Annotated in this window: 16 protein-coding genes and 2 pseudogenes; 12 read left to right on the top strand and 6 right to left on the bottom strand. The window is 57.9% G+C overall.

Annotated elements, in window-relative coordinates; genetic code table 11:
* Positions 1-98: 98 nt before the first annotated feature.
* From MUN84_RS20155 to MUN84_RS20165, 3 genes are all read right to left on the bottom strand, one after another.
* On the bottom strand, positions 99-872 hold the full coding sequence (locus tag MUN84_RS20155; protein WP_244695726.1) for a transporter: 774 nt from the start codon (positions 870-872) through the stop codon (positions 99-101).
* A 190-nt stretch (positions 873-1,062) separates the two neighbouring features.
* Complete coding sequence (locus MUN84_RS20160) at positions 1,063-3,534, bottom strand: M1 family metallopeptidase (RefSeq protein WP_244695727.1); 2,472 nt, start codon at positions 3,532-3,534, stop codon at positions 1,063-1,065.
* 171 nt (positions 3,535-3,705) lie between these two features.
* Positions 3,706-4,047, bottom strand: coding sequence for a tetratricopeptide repeat protein (locus MUN84_RS20165; protein ID WP_244695728.1), 342 nt, complete (start codon positions 4,045-4,047; stop codon positions 3,706-3,708).
* A 74-nt stretch (positions 4,048-4,121) separates the two neighbouring features.
* Between MUN84_RS20165 and MUN84_RS20170 the strand changes: the two genes are divergently transcribed.
* From MUN84_RS20170 to MUN84_RS20190, 4 genes and pseudogenes are all read left to right on the top strand, one after another.
* A complete protein-coding gene (locus tag MUN84_RS20170) occupies positions 4,122-4,862 on the top strand; it encodes an electron transfer flavoprotein subunit beta/FixA family protein (RefSeq protein ID WP_188557429.1) in 741 nt (246 codons plus the stop codon).
* Positions 4,863-4,953: 91 nt separating this feature from the next.
* Positions 4,954-5,931 (top strand): electron transfer flavoprotein subunit alpha/FixB family protein, encoded by a 978-nt coding sequence (locus tag MUN84_RS20175; protein WP_244695729.1) that lies wholly within the window; start codon positions 4,954-4,956, stop codon positions 5,929-5,931.
* Positions 5,932-6,137: 206 nt separating this feature from the next.
* A pseudogene (locus tag MUN84_RS20180) lies at positions 6,138-6,763 on the top strand (bifunctional nuclease domain-containing protein).
* A gap of 157 nt (positions 6,764-6,920) precedes the next feature.
* On the top strand, positions 6,921-7,466 hold the full coding sequence (locus MUN84_RS20190; protein ID WP_244695731.1) for a YfiT family bacillithiol transferase: 546 nt from the start codon (positions 6,921-6,923) through the stop codon (positions 7,464-7,466).
* A gap of 203 nt (positions 7,467-7,669) precedes the next feature.
* Here MUN84_RS20190 and MUN84_RS20195 read toward each other — a convergent pair whose 3' ends face one another.
* Together MUN84_RS20195 and MUN84_RS20200 are read right to left on the bottom strand one after the other, a co-directional pair.
* Positions 7,670-8,479, bottom strand: a complete 810-nt coding sequence (locus MUN84_RS20195; protein ID WP_244695732.1) for an ABC transporter ATP-binding protein — start codon at positions 8,477-8,479, stop codon at positions 7,670-7,672.
* A 65-nt stretch (positions 8,480-8,544) separates the two neighbouring features.
* Positions 8,545-9,275, bottom strand: a pseudogene (locus MUN84_RS20200) (MlaE family ABC transporter permease).
* 102 nt (positions 9,276-9,377) lie between these two features.
* Here MUN84_RS20200 and MUN84_RS20205 point away from each other — a divergent pair.
* The gene (locus tag MUN84_RS20205; protein WP_244695733.1) at positions 9,378-10,088 is read left to right on the top strand and encodes an SDR family oxidoreductase; all 711 of its coding nucleotides are present in this window, start codon (positions 9,378-9,380) and stop codon (positions 10,086-10,088) included.
* Between the two features lie 22 nt (positions 10,089-10,110).
* Here MUN84_RS20205 and MUN84_RS20210 read toward each other — a convergent pair whose 3' ends face one another.
* Positions 10,111-10,818 (bottom strand): GIN domain-containing protein, encoded by a 708-nt coding sequence (locus MUN84_RS20210; protein WP_244695734.1) that lies wholly within the window; start codon positions 10,816-10,818, stop codon positions 10,111-10,113.
* Positions 10,819-10,902: 84 nt separating this feature from the next.
* Here MUN84_RS20210 and MUN84_RS20215 point away from each other — a divergent pair, with 84 nt between their 5' ends.
* The 7 genes from MUN84_RS20215 to kaiC all read left to right on the top strand — a co-directional run bounded on the left by MUN84_RS20215 (position 10,903) and on the right by kaiC (position 17,315).
* Complete coding sequence (locus MUN84_RS20215) at positions 10,903-11,556, top strand: SDR family oxidoreductase (protein WP_244695735.1); 654 nt, start codon at positions 10,903-10,905, stop codon at positions 11,554-11,556.
* A gap of 241 nt (positions 11,557-11,797) precedes the next feature.
* Positions 11,798-12,706: a gliding motility-associated ABC transporter ATP-binding subunit GldA gene (gene gldA / locus MUN84_RS20220; protein ID WP_244695736.1), complete on the top strand. Its 909-nt coding sequence runs from the start codon at positions 11,798-11,800 to the stop codon at positions 12,704-12,706.
* Between the two features lie 37 nt (positions 12,707-12,743).
* Positions 12,744-13,469 (top strand): gliding motility-associated ABC transporter permease subunit GldF, encoded by a 726-nt coding sequence (gene gldF, locus MUN84_RS20225; RefSeq protein WP_244695737.1) that lies wholly within the window; start codon positions 12,744-12,746, stop codon positions 13,467-13,469.
* 112 nt (positions 13,470-13,581) lie between these two features.
* Positions 13,582-14,349, top strand: coding sequence for a Gldg family protein (locus MUN84_RS23270; RefSeq protein ID WP_262920586.1), 768 nt, complete (start codon positions 13,582-13,584; stop codon positions 14,347-14,349).
* Positions 14,328-14,546 carry a GldG family protein gene (locus tag MUN84_RS23275; protein WP_262920587.1) on the top strand — a complete coding sequence of 73 codons (219 nt, stop codon included), beginning with the start codon at positions 14,328-14,330 and terminating at the stop codon, positions 14,544-14,546. The genes MUN84_RS23270 and MUN84_RS23275 overlap by 22 nt, the downstream gene beginning before the upstream one ends.
* A complete protein-coding gene (locus MUN84_RS20235) occupies positions 14,537-15,193 on the top strand; it encodes a hypothetical protein (protein WP_244695738.1) in 657 nt (218 codons plus the stop codon). Before MUN84_RS23275 ends, MUN84_RS20235 begins: the two co-directional genes overlap by 10 nt.
* Positions 15,194-15,605: 412 nt before the next feature.
* Positions 15,606-17,315 carry a circadian clock protein KaiC gene (gene kaiC / locus MUN84_RS20240; protein WP_244695739.1) on the top strand — a complete coding sequence of 570 codons (1,710 nt, stop codon included), beginning with the start codon at positions 15,606-15,608 and terminating at the stop codon, positions 17,313-17,315.
* Positions 17,316-17,332 lie beyond the last annotated feature (17 nt).

The following is a 17,332-nucleotide window of genomic DNA, read 5'->3' on the forward strand; positions in this document are numbered from 1 at the left end:
CGTAATCATTCACGTGCCGACTCACTTTCCCAGGCGTGCGCTCAGGCCGGCTCCTATGTTAAAGCCCCCGGCGGCAGGCGTTAGGCCATGGGCGGCGGTTACATCAAACCGCAGACCGGGAATCGGCCGGTAGTAAAGGCCCGAGGTAAGGCCCGGCCGCCAGCCCTGCTGCCGTTGCCAAGTAGCGTAGGTTTCGGCGAAAAAGCCGACGTGATTGTTTGGCGTGAGGGGCCGTTAAGGGCCAGCGTGGTCAGGTACTGGCCTTGCTTGGTGCCCTCCGCTTTGAAGCCCTGCTGCCGAAAACCTAAGTTGCCCTCCAGCCCAAACCGCTTGCCAAGCTGCTGAGAAACGAGCAGCCGGGCGCCTGGCTCAAACTGCTTGTTCGGAAAGCTGGCGTCACCGTTGCGCAGGTTCATGTCGAACAGCACTACTACCTGTGAACGGGCATTCTGAACCGTAGAGGCCAGAAACTTAGCTCCCACGTTTAGCGGCGCAAACCCGGCCGGGCCCGCAAACGGAGCGGGGCTGCCTTCTGGGTTGATGGCACGGGTAGCGGGCGTCAGCAGATAGTTCTGGGTGGCGCGCAACTCAATGTGGTTGAAAAAGCCTACCCGCAAGGTATTGCCCCAAGCCGTACGGCCCGCGTAGCCCGTGCTACTACCCCTGTCGTAACGGCTAAGGCTGGTTTCAAGCTGAAACTGGCCGGGGTAGAGCATGTTGGTGGTAATGGTCTGACCCGGCCGATCGGGGCGAATGAGGCGCACAAAGGGCGACTCTTCATTATTCAGATTCGGGTCAGTAGTTTGGGCCAGGGTGCGGGCCGAGCCGGCGAGCAGGAGCGCGCCGACGGTCAGCAGAGTGGTCTTTTGCATATACCCTCGACGCCTACGCAGTAGGAATAGTTCGATTTTACGAAGACGCCGCAACCCTGGCCGCTGATTTACGTGCGACAAATAAACCCGGCGAAACAGCCAACTCAGGGCGGTACGACCCAAAAACAGACATAAAAAAAGGCCGGAAACTATTCCGGCCTTTTTTTCTGAAAACAAGAAACTATACGTGTTACTGGGCCTGCTTAATGGCCTGAATGGCGGTCTGCACCGTGGCTTTCTGGTCAGCGGGCTTGTTTTGTTGCACCTTGTCGAGCATGGCCAGAATAGGCTCGTCCACCCCGTATTTTTTGTACTGCACGGCCAGCTTTTGCAGGCGCTCCACGCCCTCGTTAAGTACAGTCACATCGTTGAGGCGCGACATGAACCCAACTAGGCTTTCCAGCATCTGGAACTTGCCCTGGGGGCCAGCGGCATCAAACTGGTCGCGCACGTAGGCCCAGGTGCTGGCGTTACCGTGCTCGGCGTAAACGGCTGCAACAGAAGCGGCAAGGCTACCACGAGCATCTTTTTGCAAGGCTTGGGCGCGGGCCACGGCCTGTTGGGGCTGCACGGCCGCTAGGCCCTGCAAAGCTGCTCCCTGCACCGCGTACGATTGACTGTTCAGAGCCTGGGTGAAAACCTTCTGGTCCTTCTTTTCCTTCAACTGAGCCAAGGCCAGCAGCAAAGCCGCTTGGTTGTTGGTGTTTTTTTCCTGAGCCAACTGCTTCCGGATAACTGGCGCGGCTGCTTTCTGCACGGCCTTATCATCGAGCTTAAGACCCGAGAGGGCCGTGAGGCGCAGGCCGGCGTACTTGTCGCTCAGGGCCGAGAGTAAGAGCTGACGGGCAGCGGCATCGGTGGGAGGCAGCTGGGCCGCGGCTGCTACGGCCTCGCGACGGTCCACGAAGCGCGGGGCATTTTTGAACTGGTAAGCAAACTCCGCCAGGGGCTTATTGTCGGTTTTTTGCCAGAGTAGTACCTTATCGGCATCCACATTCACCAGGCTAGGCTTGCTGGCGGCGGGGAAGCGTAGGGTTTCGGTGGCCTGGCGTAACATTACCTGGTGGCGCTGGGGCTTGCCGTTCACGTACAGCTCCACGGCCATCGGCAACTGAAATACCCGGCCGGGCTGCGTTTGCCGGACGGTCACGGTTTGCTCCTTACGGCCGGCATCGTAAGCGTAGTCAATCGTGACGACGGGGTGGCCGGCGCCGAAGTACCACTGGTTGAAAAACCAGTTCAGATCCTGGCCCGATACGGCCTCCATGGCTAAGCGCAACTGGTGGGCCTCGCCATTGCCGAACTTGTTGTCGGTCAGGTATTTGGTTAGACCTTTGAAGAAAACGTCGTCGGTGAGGTAGTTGCGCAGCATGTTCAGAATTTGGCCGCCCTTCTGGTAGCTCACCAAGTCAAACATGTCCTCCTTGTCGGCGTAGTGGAAGCGCACCAAGTTTTTCTGCGCGTCGGCCGGGCTGCGCAGGTAGTTGCGCATGTTCATGTAGGCGTGGGCGTCGCCGGCGTCCTGGCCGTACTTGTACTCAGCCCACAGTGCCTCCGAAAAATCGGCAAACGACTCGTTCACGGTCAGGTTGCTCCAGCTTTCGGCCGTTACCAGGTCGCCGAACCACTGGTGAAACAGCTCGTGGGCAATAACCGACTCGCCGTTGGCATATTCAGCGTCGAGCAACTCGCGGGCATCTTTCTGCAAAAACTCGCCGTGCAGGGTAGCCGAGGTGTTTTCCATGGCCCCGCTCACGTAGTCGCGCACCACAATCTGGGCGTACTTGTTCCAGGCGTAGTCTACCCCGAGGCGGCGGGAGAAAAACTCCAGCATTTCGGGCGTATTGCCAAATATCTGCTTGGCGAAGGGCGCGTACTTAGGTTCGAGGTAGTAGCTGACCTCCTTACCCCGCCAGGTATCCTTGGTAATCTTGAAGTCGCCCACAGCCATCATGAACAGGTAGGGCGAGTGGGGCAGCTCCTGCTTCCAGGTATCGGTGCGGGTGCCGTCGGGGTTCTGCTTTTGCGCGTCGAGGCGGCCGTTGCTGAGCGTGACGTAGCGGGCGGGCACCGTCATGCTGATTTCAGCCGTCGTCTTCTGGTTAGGCTTATCGATGGTCGGAAACCAAGCCGAGCTGGCCTCCGTCTCGCCCTGGGTCCAGATCTGGCGGGGCTTGCCGGCCTCGGTGCTGTCGGGGTTGATGAAGTACAAGCCTTTGGCGTCGGTAATGGCCTGGCTGCCTTTGGTTTTCAGCTCGTCGGGCTTGGCCACGTACTCAATGTACACGGTGTATTGCTGGCCGGGCGTGTACAGCTTGTCCAGGTGCACCAGCAGCTGCTCCTGGTTGTAGTCGTACTTCAATGTTGAAGTAGCCGTGCCGTTTACCATAGTCACCGACTTGATATCCATGCCCTTGGCATCGAGGCGCAGCGAGTCGGTGGCATACGCCACGGGCTGCAAGGTCACCCACTCGCGGCCCAGCAGCTGGCGCTTGGCGTAGTCGAAGCGCACATCAAGCTTGGTGTGCACCAGCGCGTTGATTTTGCGGGCTGATTCGCGGTAGGGAAGGGTAGCGGCAGAATCGGGGCGGGCGGCCGACGACTGGGCCAGGGCGGGGGCCGCTGCCAGCAGGCCGAGGCTCAGCAGGAAAGCTTTGGTCATGAAATAAGGGGCAAGAATGGGGCTGCTAGTTGCAAACTTTTCAGCACAGATCGGGTGGGGAGGTAGTATATTCCACCGAGGCCGCCGCTCTAACTTAGGTTGTATTTGGAAAGGTGCTTTTCGAGCTGTTGTTCCAAGTCAGACGCGAAATCGGAAGGCCGCAACATACTATTACTCGTCGTCCTCGTAGTCGAGGCCCAGCAGCTGGTTAAGGGCCTGCTGAATTTCGCTGGCGGCGTGCAATTGTCCGGCCCGGCGCGCTACGGTGAGGCCCGTGCGGTAAACTTTTTCGGCTTCATCCGGCTTTCCTAACTGCTGGAGCATTTTGCCAGCGTGGTAGTACGTTCCCACGTACTCCGGATGCTCGTCGAGCAGTTTTTGGTAGTACTCCATGGCCCGGATAGGCTCCGTGGTCCGGTATTCGGTGGCTAAGGCATAAATCGTAAACGGATCAGCGGGGTCGTCCTGATAAAAGGCCAGGAGTTGCTGCAGGCGGCTGGGCGTTGTTTCCATGGGGCAGTAGATTTGAGTATCTTCGCCCCAAATTTGGGACTTTCCCCGTGTTCTTCTCATATAAGTAGCCGTAGATGAAGTTTCTCGTTTGCATTAGCAACGTGCCCGACACGACCACCAAAATCACGTTTACGCCTGATAATAAGGAATTTAACAAGGCAGGCGTACAATTCGTGATTAATCCTTGGGATGAGTATGCACTCACTCGCGCCATCGAATTGAAAGAAGCCCAGGGCGGCGGTACCGTAACGGTACTGAACGTGGGGGAAGCCGACACGGAGCCCAACATCCGCAAGGCCCTGGCCATTGGTGCCGATGATGCCATCCGCGTGAATGCCTTCCCCAAGGATGCCTTCTTCGTGGCCCAGCAGATTGCCAACATCGCCAAAGACGGCGGGTACGACGTGATTCTGATGGGCAAGGAAAGCATTGACTACAATGGTTTCCAGGTGCACGGCATGGTAGGCGAGCTGCTCGGCATCCCGACAGTAGCCCCCGCCATGAAGCTCGATATGAGCGGCAATACCGCTACCCTGGAGCGCGAAATTGAAGGTGGCAAGGAAATCGTGGAAGTAAACACGCCCTTCGTGGCCAGCTGCCAGCAGCCCATGTGTGAGCCCCGCATCCCGAACATGCGCGGCATCATGACGGCTCGCACCAAGCCCCTGAAAGTGGTAGAGCCTACCGGCGAGGGCGCCCGCACCGAGGTTTCCGCCTACGCGCTACCCCCAGCTAAGCAAGGTGTGAAGCTCATTCCGGCCGAAAGCGCCGGTGAGCTGATCAAGCTGCTGCGTAACGAAGCCAAGGTTATCTAATCAAATTAAGAAGGAAGAATAAGCAGGTGCTTCGGCTGGGTCCGTCGCAGCCATTTCTTGTTCTTCTTTCCTCATTCTTCATTCACAAAAAATGTCTGTATTAGTTGTTGTTGAATGTGACGGCGGCGAGGTAAAGAAGTCTTCGCTGGAAGTAGCTTCTTACGGCAGCCAGGTAGCGCAACTGCTCGGCACGTCGGCTACGGCCGTGGCCGTAGGTGAGGCTACCGAAGCCAACCTAGCCAAGCTCGGCGAGCAGGGCATTACCAAAGTGCTTTACGATGCTGAGCCCCGCCTGAAAGATTTCGTAAACGGCGCCTACACCAAGCTCATTGCCGCCGCAGCGCAGCAGGAAGATGCCAAGGTAATTGTGCTGGCTAACTCCAACATTGGCGCTGCCGTAGGCTCGCGCCTGTCGGTGCGTCTGCAGGCCAGCTTAGCCACCAACGTAGTAGAATTGCCCAAAGCCGATGGGGGTAGCTTCACGGTGAAGCGCGGCGCCTTCTCGGGTAAGGCCTTCGCCGACGTAACCTTGGCCGGCGAGCGGAAGATCATTGCCGTCAAGAAAAACTCCATTGAAGCCTTGCACGAGGCTGGTAAAACGGCCGAGGTCGTATCCTTCTCGGCTCAACTTTCCGACGCTGACTTTGCTGATGCTCCCAAGCAGGTAGTACTGCAGGATCAGGCCGGTGGTATTCTGCTGCCCGAAGCGGATAAGGTAGTATCGGGTGGCCGCGGCATGAAGGGTCCGGAAAACTGGAAGCTGATTGAGGACCTGGCGCAAGCGCTGGGTGCCGCTACGGCCTGCTCCAAGCCGGTTTCCGACGTCGACTGGCGTCCTCACCACGAGCACGTTGGCCAGACCGGCATTACCGTTTCGCCGAACCTGTACATTGCCTGCGGCATTTCGGGTGCCATCCAGCACTTGGCCGGGGTAAACTCCTCCAAAGTAATTGTGGTCATCAACAAAGACCCGGAGGCTCCCTTCTTCAAGGCCGCTGACTACGGCATCGTCGGCGACGTGTTCGATGTGCTGCCCAAGCTGACCCAGGCTGTAAAAGAGCTGGGCTAACCGCTGAAAGAATAGGGTCTTAGGAAGCTGGAGCGTATTCGCCCCCGCATTGCCTAAGACCCTAACTCTTTTTTAGCCGTATGGGGAAGGGTAAGCCGGTATTGATTTCTTTTGCACCTGCCAAGCCGGCGCTGCCCTGTCTACCCCGTACGTGGCCCTACCGGCTAGTAGCCCTCGACTTTTAGTTCTTAAGACCCTACTTTCCTTTGAAAAAGATACCGCTCGAAATTCTGGGCCTCTCCTCCAGCCAGTCGCAGTCGGGCTCGTTTGCCCTGATCCTGGGTGAAAAGACTGGCAACCGTCGCCTGCCCATTATCATTGGCATGTTCGAGGCGCAAAGTATTGCTATCCAGATAGAGAAGATCAGCCCGAACCGGCCCCTCACGCACGATCTGTTCAAATCATTTGCCGAACAAGTGCACGTGGCCGTACTGGAGGTGCTGATTTCGGACCTGAAAGAAGGGGTGTTCTATTCCAAGATTGTATGCTCCGACGGTGCTACTACCTTCGAGCTTGACTCGCGGCCTTCCGACGCCATTGCCATTGGGCTGCGCTTCGGGGTGCCAATTTTTACGGTGGAAAGCGTCCTGAGTGAAGCCGGAATTATCCTGTCGGACCTGGATGAAAATGCCGACGAGGACGAAGACGACACGGACGACGAGGATGAGGACGACGACAGCGGCCGTCCGGCCCCTGCGCCCGCCGAGCCCGGGAGCCTAGCGGCCAGGTATCCTTGGATGAGTTGACCAAGATGCTAGCCCAGGCCCTGGAGCGGGAAGATTACGAGAAGGCCGCCAAAATCCGCGACGAACTCAACAAGCGCAACGGCTAAGCGCCGCTACTACCCTCGAGTTATAATGGAAACGCCTTTCTATGAATAGAGAGGCGTTTTTGTTTCTGCCTTCTGCCGGGCTCCTCGGGTAATGAAGCCCCAATCGAATGCCTGCTACCTTGTACCTTGCCGCGGTAACTGATAGACCTTCTTTCGCATGGAACCGACTCCTGACCTTGATTTGCGCTTTCCCATTGGCCAGCCCGTATTGCCCGATGAACCCCTGGACCGCGGCGCCCGCACCGCCTACATGGCCCAAATTGCTACCCTTCCGGACCTTGTACGCACTGCAGTGCTGGGTCTTTCACCGGCCCAACTTGATACGCCCTACCGCCCCGGCGGCTGGACGGTGCGCCAGGTTATTCACCACCTGCCCGACTCGCACCTAAATAGCTACACTCGTTTCAAGTTGGCCCTGACCGAGGATAATCCTACGGTGCGCCCCTACGAGGAGCAGCTTTGGGCTGAGCTACCCGATAATGAGGCAACCCCAGTAGCTGTTTCCCTCGCTTTGTTAGAGGCCCTGCACATTCGCTGGATAAAGCTGCTGCGTAACCTCACCGACGCGCAGTGGAACCGCACGTTCTACCACCCCGGCTCCCAGCGTACCTTCACCCTCGACCAAGTACTAGTACTGTATGCTTGGCACGGCCGGCACCACCTGGCTCATATCACGGAGTTGCGCAAGCGCCAGCAGTGGTAGAATAGCGAGCCGGTGATTCAGTGAGTAAGGTGTCATGGCGAGGCTACCGACGCCATCCGTCCTGACCAACGTGCTACCCTTCTAGATGTGACAAGCCCTTACCTCCAGTGCGGAAGTAAGGGCTTGTCTGGTTATCAGGCTGGTCACAAAGAAAGGAAGGATGTCTCGCCATGAAGGCATTTCCTCACGGACCGCTCTACCTACTAAATATTAATAGCCTCGTCGGTGGTAGCGGCGGCCAGGCCACCTTCAGTTTCATCATCTACCTTTTTAGCGGCCCGCACCAGGCTGCTGCTGAAGATAAACTCTTTCAACTCAGGCACCTGGGCGTTCAGGATTTCATCTTTGTTACCATCCCAGAGCTTAAGGCCCTTGTAGAGGAAGATGATATGGTCCCCAATTTCCACCACCGAGTTCATATCGTGGGTTACTACCACCGTGGTAATGCCGTATTCGTGGGTGATTTCGTGGATGAGTTCGTCAATTTTGATGCTGGTGAGCGGGTCGAGGCCGGAGTTAGGTTCGTCGCAGAACAGGTAGGTACAATTTGGGGCAATGGCGCGAGCAATGCCCACGCGCTTTTTCATGCCGCCTGAAATTTCGGAAGGCATTTTGGTACCCGCGTTTTCCAGGCCCACACGCTTGAGGCAAAACTCAACCCGGTCGCGGCGCTCTTCGCGGCTCATGTCGGGCGTGAGCATCTTCAGCGGGAACTCCACGTTTTCGTACACCGTCATGGAGTCAAACAAGGCCGAGCCCTGGAAGAGCATCCCGATTTTCTTCCGGATTTCCTGCCGAATATCCACCTTGTTGTTGGTGAACACCGTGCCGTCGAAGGTGATGCTGCCTAGGTCCGGCTTCATCAGGCCCACAATGCACTGCAGCAGCACCGATTTACCCGTGCCGGAACCTCCTAGCAGCAGGTTACACTTGCCCGTTTCGAAGGTGCAGGTAATACCTTTCAGTACCTGGTTGCCCTCGAAGGACTTTTGGACGTTGTGAACTTCAATCATATGTGTAGTAAGCTGTCAGCTGATGGCTGTTAGTGCTTTTGATAACCAGGCTAACAGCTTGCGCATTATAGAAGGAGGGCAGCCAGGGCAAAATCGGCCACTAGAATGGCAATGATGGAGTTGTTGACGGCCGTAGTGCTGGCCGCTCCCACTTCCAAGGCACCGCCCTGCGTGTAGAAGCCTTTGAACGACGAAATAGCCGAAACCAAGAAGGCAAATACAACCGACTTAATGAGGGCAAAGACAATGTTGTAAGGAATAAAATCGGTGCGGATACCTTCAATATATTCCTGAGCCGACAACGCCCCCGTCAGAGACCCCGCCAAATAGCCCCGATGATGGACAAAGCCATGGCCAGAATCACGAGCAGCGGGAACATGAGCATGGAGGCCAGAATGCGCGGCAGCACCAGGTAGGAGGCGGAGTTGATGCCCATAACCTCCAGGGCCGATACCTGCTCAGTGATGCGCATAGTGCCCAAGCCACCAGCAATACTGGAACCTACCTTGCCGGCCAGCACAATGCTGGTAATGGTAGGCGCCAGCTCCAGAATCGTCATTTCGCGCACCATGTAGCCAATGGTGCTTTTAGGAATGAGCGGGTTGGTCAGGTTGTAGGCAATCTGCACGCAGGTTACGGCCCCAATAAAGGCCGACACGATGGCGACGATAAAAATGGAGTTGATGCCGATGATAACACACTCGTCTATAGTGCGTTGCCATAATACGGCTACCCGTTCTTTCCGCGTGAGCATGCTCTGAATAAAGAGCAGAAATTCACCGAAGGACTTGACCATAAAAGGGAATAAGAAAAGAAAAGCGGAAACTTGCGGCACCCGAAAGGGAGGGGAGTGCCGAGCTGCCTTGCTTACGTAAAAACCAATTCAGGAATCAAAGGAATGCAAAAAAATATCGTTGTTACAGGTGGTACCAAAGGAATTGGGCGGGCTCTGGTGTGGCGCTTTCTGCAGGCAGGCTATCCGGTGGTTACCTGCGCCCGCTCCACCACGGACTTGCAGGAGCTGCAAGCCGCTGCCGCGGAGCAGCTTCCCGGCGCCGTACTGCACACCCTACCCGCCGATTTAAGCCGGCAGGAAGACTGTGCGCGCTTCACTGATTTCGTGCGCAGCCAGGGCGAAGTAGAAGTGTTGGTTAACAACACCGGTTCCTTTATTCCGGGCCGCCTGCAAGATGAGCCCCAGGATGGCTCCCAGCTCCGTCAGATGCTGGCCGTGAACTTGCTCAGCGCCTACGATGTGACGCTGGCCTTGCTACCGGGGCTGCTGGCGCAGCGGGCGGGCCATATCTTTACTATCTGCTCTACGGCCAGTCTTACGGCCTACCCCAATGGTGGCTCCTACGGCATTGCCAAGCACGCCCTGTTGGGCATGACCCGCAACTTGCGCGAAGAGCTAAAGGACTCTGGCATCCGGGTGACGGCCGTGCTGCCCGGCGCTACCCTCACCGCCAGCTGGGAAGGCGTTGACCTGCCCGCCGAGCGATTCATCAAAGCCGAAGACGTAGCCGAAGCCATTTTTGCTACCTACTCTCTCTCGCCCCAGGCTGTGGTGGAGGAGCTGCTGATCCGGCCCCAACTCGGCGACCTGTAAGTGACGGGAGTAGCCTAGGTTCTTACTCGCGCGCTAGCTTGCCCTTGCCGCTGACTCGAAAATCTGCTACTGAAGGTGTTCCGCGGTAAAAAATAGTGCCGGTGCCCGCGTGGGTGCCGGCCAGCAACTGACGCGGACTGAAGTAACCATTCCCGTTGCTGCTGAAATTGGTTTGTAAGTACACGTCTCCGGTGGCCAACTCCGAAGCGTACATGCTGCCGTTGCCGCCAATGGTGTGGTGCAGCTCCGCGGCGGTTCCACTCAGGTAAATGTCGCCTAGCTCGTACTGGTCCAGGCCCAGGTAGCGGCTGGTCAGGTGCAGGCGAAAGTCGCCGGAGCCGATAAGGTGGGCATACAGCGTATCGGCCCGGAAGGTGCCACTGGTTTGGATATCAGCCTGGCCGCGCAGAAACAGGTCGGTGAGGCGCGGGGTGTGCAGGGTTACTTCGCGGGGCGTGTTGTAGCGACGTACCCAGTTGCAGCGGCTGGTGTTGCGAACGGTAAGGTGGTTACCCTCCACTTCCAGGCGGATATCTTCCTGCAGGTTTTTGCCCGCTCGCACCTCGGCGTAGGTTATCGTGTCCTGTAGGAGCGTTACCCGCACGTTGTCGTAGGTAGTCAACACCCGGAAAGGAGGGAGGCTGCGGCGCTCCGTGGTGATGTTGCCCGTGCTGGTGAAACAACCGGCTTCGTTTTCCGGCTGGCAGGCCGTCAGCAGCAGCACGCCCATACCTAGGGCGTAACTCCCGCGTAAAAGCCGGTGCAGGGCGCTAACTTGCGGCCGCATTTTAAACCCGAACATCAAACTACTGCTATGGACCTACGCGGCAAGGTAGCCATTATCACAGGCGTCAGCAAAGGAATTGGGCTGGCGACGGCCGAAGCGTTGCTGGCTCGCGGGGCCGTGGTAGCTGGCTGGGGCCGCACCGCGCCAGAAAGCCTGACCCACGAGCGGTTTCAGTTTTTTGAGTGCGACATCCGTGACGAGGTAGCGGTTCAGGAAGCCTTCACCAACACCCAGCGTGAGCTAGGCCAGGAAGTTCATGTGCTGGTTAACAACGCCGGCATCGGCAATTTCGGCCCCGTTGACGGGTTTTCGTCGGATGACTGGCACGCCATGTTCGATACCAACGTGCACGGGTTGTTTTACTGCACCAAGGCCGCCCTACCCCAGATGAAAAAGCAGCGGGAGGGTCATATTATTAATGTGGCGTCCCTGGCTGGCACGGCGGGCACAGCCAACCTAGCCGGCTACTGCGCCACCAAGTACGCCGTGCGCGGTTTCTCCGATGCCCTGTTCAAGGAAGTGCGCCCCGCCGGTGTGCGGGTAACCTGCGTAATGCCCGGCTCGGTGGAAACCAACTTTAACGGCGCTACCCCGGCCAGCAGCCCGACCCGCACAAAATGCAACCCGAAGACATTGCCGCCGCCATTGTGCATGCCCTGGAAGCCCCGCAAACCGTCATGATTTCGGAGCTGCAGATGCGGCCCACCCAACCAAAGTAATTGATGACGCTACTGATACTGCTGGCGCTGCTCTTGTACTGCATAAAACAGCGCCGTCAGGCGTTACCCCACCGGCGCCGAACGACGGGAATGTTTGTGGCGTTAGTCGCCCTGTGGCTGCTTATGCAGCTAACCTGGGCGCTGCTGCCGCTGCTGGCAAAGTATTGAGAATAAACAAGTGTGCACGGTTTCGATAGAACCCTATGGTAGAAGTTCAACAGCTCACAAAAACCTTTGGCGCCCAGGCTGCGGTGAACAACATCAGCTTCACGGTAGGCAAAGGCGAAATCCTGGGCTTTCTGGGGCCGAACGGGGCAGGCAAATCCACGACCATGAAAATTGCCACCGGTTACCTGCCACCTTCCCTGGGCACGGTAACCGTGGATGGCTTCGACGTGCAAACCAGCCCGCTGGAAGTGCGCCGCCGGGTGGGCTACCTGCCCGAGCACAACCCACTTTACCTAGACATGTACGTGCACGAGTACCTGGAATTCATCGGCTCGGTGCACGGGCTAAAGGGAAATCAACGCCGCCAGCGGGTACAAGAGATGGTGGAAAGGGTAGGGTTGGGCCGCGAGCAAAACAAGCAAATTGGGGCGCTTTCGAAAGGTTACCGCCAGCGCGTAGGCCTGGCCCAGGCCCTTATTCACGACCCGGGTGTACTTATCCTCGACGAGCCCACCACCGGCCTCGACCCCAACCAAATTGGTGAAATCCGCAGCCTGATCCGGGAGCTGGGCCAGGACAAAACTGTCATCTTCTCCACTCACATTCTGCCCGAAGTAGCTGCCTTGTGCAGCCGCGCCGTTATCATCAACCGCGGCCAACTGGTAGCCGATTCTCCCGTGTCAGAGCTGGGCGGGAAGGTAGCCGGCGAAACCGTCATCCGCGCCGAGTTCGAGCAGGCCATTGACCTGGCCCCCTTGCGCGCCTTGCCCGGCATAACCCACGTGGAGGCCGCCGCTGGCAACATCTATCATATTCGCGCAACTGCTGGCTCCGACCAACGCGGAGCCATTTCCCGCTTGGCCGCCCAGCAGGGCTGGGTGCTGCTGGGGCTGCGGCAAGAGGAGCAGAGCTTGGAGCAGGTCTTCCAGTCCCTGACGAAATGAGTAGCTGTAGCTTATCTACTATTCACCTGTCCTCCTGATGTACTCTGTTCTTCGCAAAGAATTTAATTCCTTCCTCAACTCCCCGGTGGCTTACGTGGTCATTGGGGTGTTTCTGGTGGCTACCGGCCTATTTGTGTGGGTGTTCCCAGACAGCTCAGTGCTGGACTACGGGTTTGCCGATTTGCAAACTCTTTTCAACATGGCCCCCTGGATTTTCCTGTTCCTGATTCCGGCCATTACCATGCGCACCTTCGCCGAGGAGAAGAAAGCCGGTACCATGGAGCTGCTGCTCACCCGTCCGCTCACCGATGGGCAGATTATCGGCGGCAAGTACTTGGCTTGCTTGCTGCTGGCCCTCCTGGCTCTGCTCCCCACGCTTCTTTATTATTACTCGGTTTACCAACTGGGTAGTCCCCAGGGGAACATCGACTCAGCTGCTACGGTGGGCTCCTACCTGGGCCTGGGGCTGCTGGCAGCGGTGTTTGCAGCCATCGGTATTTTTGCCAGCGCCATTACCCGCGACCAGATTATTGCCTTTCTGGTGGCCGTAGTGGGCTGCTTTCTGGTGTATTCAGGGTTCGACTCGCTGGCTTCGGTGTTTGATGGAGCGCCGGCCTACTACATTGGGCAGCTGGGCATTGCGGCCCACTACCGCGACATCAGCAAGGGCCTTCTCGATTCCCGCGACCTACTCTATTTTCTTACCCTGATTGCTGGCCTGCTGTTGGGTACGCGCCTGGTACTCCAAAGCCGGAACTGGTAAGATTTTTAGCTATAAGCTGATGGCTTTCAGCTGTTGGCCTTTGGCAGAACTGAGTGACATAGCAATTGGCTACTAGCCTTTTGATACAAGAAGAACTTTCAACCCGCATTCTGTGAGCACAGAACATCAGCCAACAACTAACAGCCAACAGCCAACAGCTAGCCGAAAACGCCGTGACCTCACGCGCTTTGCGCTGGCGCTGGTGGGCTTGCTGCTACTAAATTTCCTTGCTGGCCTGTTCTTCTTTCGCCTTGACTTGACGGAGGAGAAGCGCTACACCATGTCGGGGGCTACCCGGCAGTTGCTCTCAGGCCTGAAGCAGCCCGTCACCGTCACCGTCTACCTCGACGGTGACTTTCCGCCCGCGTTTCGGCGTTTGCAGCAGTCCGTGCGCGAAACCTTGAACGAAATGCAGGTGTATGGCGGGGCCAACCTGCACTACGTCTTCGTCGACCCCTCAGCGGCCGGCACCGAGAAGGCCCGCAACGAGTACTACCAAGCGCTGTTCAAAAAAGGATTACGGCCTACCAACCTCGGGGCTACCGAAAACGGCAAGCGCACTGAGAAAATTATTTTTCCCTGGGCCACGGTAGCGGCCGGCGGCAAGGAGCAGCAGGTGCTGCTGCTGCGCGGTAACCAAGCCGCCCCCTCCGATGTGCGCCTCAACCAGAGCATAGAAGGGCTGGAATACGAGCTGGCCAGCGCCATCCGCAAGCTCAACCCCGGCTCGCGCAAGCGCATTGGGGTAGTAGAGGGCCACGGCGAGCTGTCGAACCAGGAAGCTGGCGACCTGATTGGCTCCCTGAGTCAGTTCTACGACGTATTCCGGGTGAACCTAGCTCAGTCGCGCCCCAGGATTTGCGTACGCTCAGCGCCCTGATTGTGGCCAAGCCGGCCGGAGCTTATGCCGAGCCGGAAAAGTTTAAGCTCGACCAGTTCGTGACCCAGGGTGGTAGTGCCTTGTTCTTCGTAGATGCCATGCGCGTGAACCTAGACAGCGCCAACCGCGGCGGCATGCTGTCCTTCCCCAGCCCCTGGGCCTCGACGACCTACTGTTCAAGTACGGCGTGCGCATAAACCCCGATCTGCTGCTCGACCTCAACTCCGGCGTCATTCCCATGGTTACTGGCACCCTCGGCGACAAGCCCAAGGTGGAGCCCATGCCCTGGCAGTTCTACCCCCTGATCAACAACTTCAGCCAGCACCCCATCACCCGCAACCTCGACGCGGTGTACACCAAATTTGTCAGTAGCATTGATACGGTGAAGGCCGTGGGCATCCACAAAACGCCCCTGCTGTTCACCTCCCGCTACACCCGGGTGCTACCCTCGCCGGTACCCGTGAACCTGAATGACGCCCGCCTGGAGCCCGACCCCAAGCTCTACAAGGCGCAGTTCAAGCCCGTGGGCTACCTGCTCGAAGGTCAGTTCCGCTCCCTGTATGCCAACCGCGCCGAGCCCGGTACCACCCACTACCAGCCAGCTACCTCCCCGCTAGCTAAGCCTGCCAAGGTGCTGGTCATTTCCGATGGCGACTTTGTGCGTAATGAGGTGGATCCTAAAACGGGCCGACCTTTTCGCCTGGGCTTCGACCGCCTGGCCAACACCGAGTTTGCCAACCGGGAGCTGGTGCTGAACGCCGTGGACTACATGCTGGATGAAAGCGGCCTGATTGCCGTACGCGGCAAGCAAATCACCCTACGCCCCTGGATAAGCTGCGGGTAGTGGAGGAACGCCGCCGCTGGCAGTTGCTGAACTTGGTGGTTCCGCTGGCTTTGCTGGGCTTATTTGGGGTAGTGCGCGCCTGGCGCCGCAAGCGCCGGTACGCGTCGTTTTAGCATTTCTGCTTCCAGTTCTTGGCCGAGCATCAGCTTGCCGAACCCATGAACGGGTAGCCGACAACATGATTTCGGGCTTGGCCTAGGTGCTGCTGATAGCTAAGCAGTCGAGCTGAAAGTGGCAGCTAGGGCTCTGAATCAACTTTTCAGCCTGCTTGCGCCGGTAGGGTTAAGCATAAGCTCGGCACTCCAGACTCAGAAATTACAAGCAACACAAGCTAGCGCAGCCAGCCGGATTGTGCGGAGCGGCGGGGAAGTGTCTGCTATTCGGGTATCTTTGCTGAATACGCCAGTAGAATATGCAAGACCTGATGACTTCCTCCGCTTCTCTGGGGCCACAGCTGCCCAAAACGCCCACGGGCATCGATGGCCTGGATGAGATAACGGAGGGAGGCTTACCCCAGGGGCGCCCCACGCTGGTGTGCGGCAGCGCCGGCTGCGGTAAAACCCTGATGGGCGTGGAGTTTCTGGTGCGCGGCATTCAGCAATTCAACGAGCCCGGGGTGCTCATGGCCTTCGAGGAAACGGCCGATGAGCTAGCCGCCAACGTCACCTCCCTGGGCTTTGACCTGCAAACCCTCCAGGGCCAGGGGCAACTGCGCATCGACCACGTGCACGTCGACCGCTCAGAAATCGAGGAAACCGGCGAGTATGATCTGGAAGGCCTGTTCATTCGCTTGGGCTACGCCATTGACTCCATCGGGGCCAAGCGCGTGGTGCTCGATACCATTGAGGCCCTGTTCTCCGGCTTCACCAACCAAGCTGTGCTCCGTTCCGAAATCCGCCGGTTGTTTCGCTGGCTTAAGGACAAGGGCGTGACCACCATTATTACCGCCGAGCGGGGCGAAGGCTCCCTGACCCGGCAGGGCCTGGAGGAATACGTGTCAGACTGCGTGATTCTGCTGGATAACCGAGTAATTGAGCAGATTACTACCCGCCGCCTGCGCATTGTGAAATACCGCGGCAGCACCCACGGCACCAACGAATATCCCTACCTGATTACCGAGGACGGTATTTCCGTGCTACCCGTAACCAGCCTGAAGCTCGACCACGAAGTTTCCAACGAAATTATTTCCACGGGCGTACCAGCCCTGGACGATATGTTTGGCCGGCACGGGTTTTACAAGGGCAGCAGCGTGCTCATCACGGGTACTGCCGGCACGGCCAAAACTACCTTGGCCGCCTCCTTCGCCCATGCCATATGTAGCACCGGCAAGCGTTGCGCCTTCTTCGCCTTCGAGGAATCGCCCCAGCAGTTGGTGCGCAACATGCGCTCCATTGGCCTCAACTTGAACACCTTTATGGAGCAAGGGCTACTGCACGTGGAAGCCTCACGCCCTACCCTGAACGGGCTGGAAAAGCATTTGGTGACGCTGCACCGCCTAGTTAAAGAGTTCAAGCCCGATGCGGTGGTTATTGACCCCATCAGCAACCTAATCACCGTGGGCAACATTGCGGAAGTGCGTAGTATGCTCACCCGCCTGATTGACTTCCTGAAAATCAACAACATCACGGCCATGTTCACTTCCCTGATCAACGGCCGTAATATTCAGCAGGAAATGACGGAGGAAGGCGTTTCCTCGTTGGTTGACACCTGGATAAGCGTGCGGGACTTGGAAGGGGTAGGGGAGCGAAACCGGGGCATCAGCATTCTGAAAGCTCGGGGCATGGCGCACTCCAACCAGGTTCGGGAGTTTGTAGTCACTGACCACGGCGTTCAACTCCTGGACGTTGTGATTGGGCCTACGGGCATCGTAACGGGAGCCAGCCGCCTAACCCAGCAAATGCAGGAGCAGGCCCAAGCCCTGGCCAGCCAGCAGGAGCTGGAGCGCAAAGACCGAGAAATTGAGCGCAAACGCCGGGTGCTGGAAGCGACCATTGCCAATTTGCGCACGGAATTTGAGTCAGTGGAAGAGGAGTTGCGGCAAATTAACCATGAGGAGCTGGTTCGCCAGCAGAAGCTAGCCGATAACCGCCGGCAAATTGCGGGAACCGCCTCCGCCGAGTAAGTCTCCAGTACGTCTTT

Source organism: Hymenobacter sp. 5516J-16 (genome assembly GCF_022919335.1).
GTDB lineage: Bacteria > Bacteroidota > Bacteroidia > Cytophagales > Hymenobacteraceae > Hymenobacter > Hymenobacter sublimis.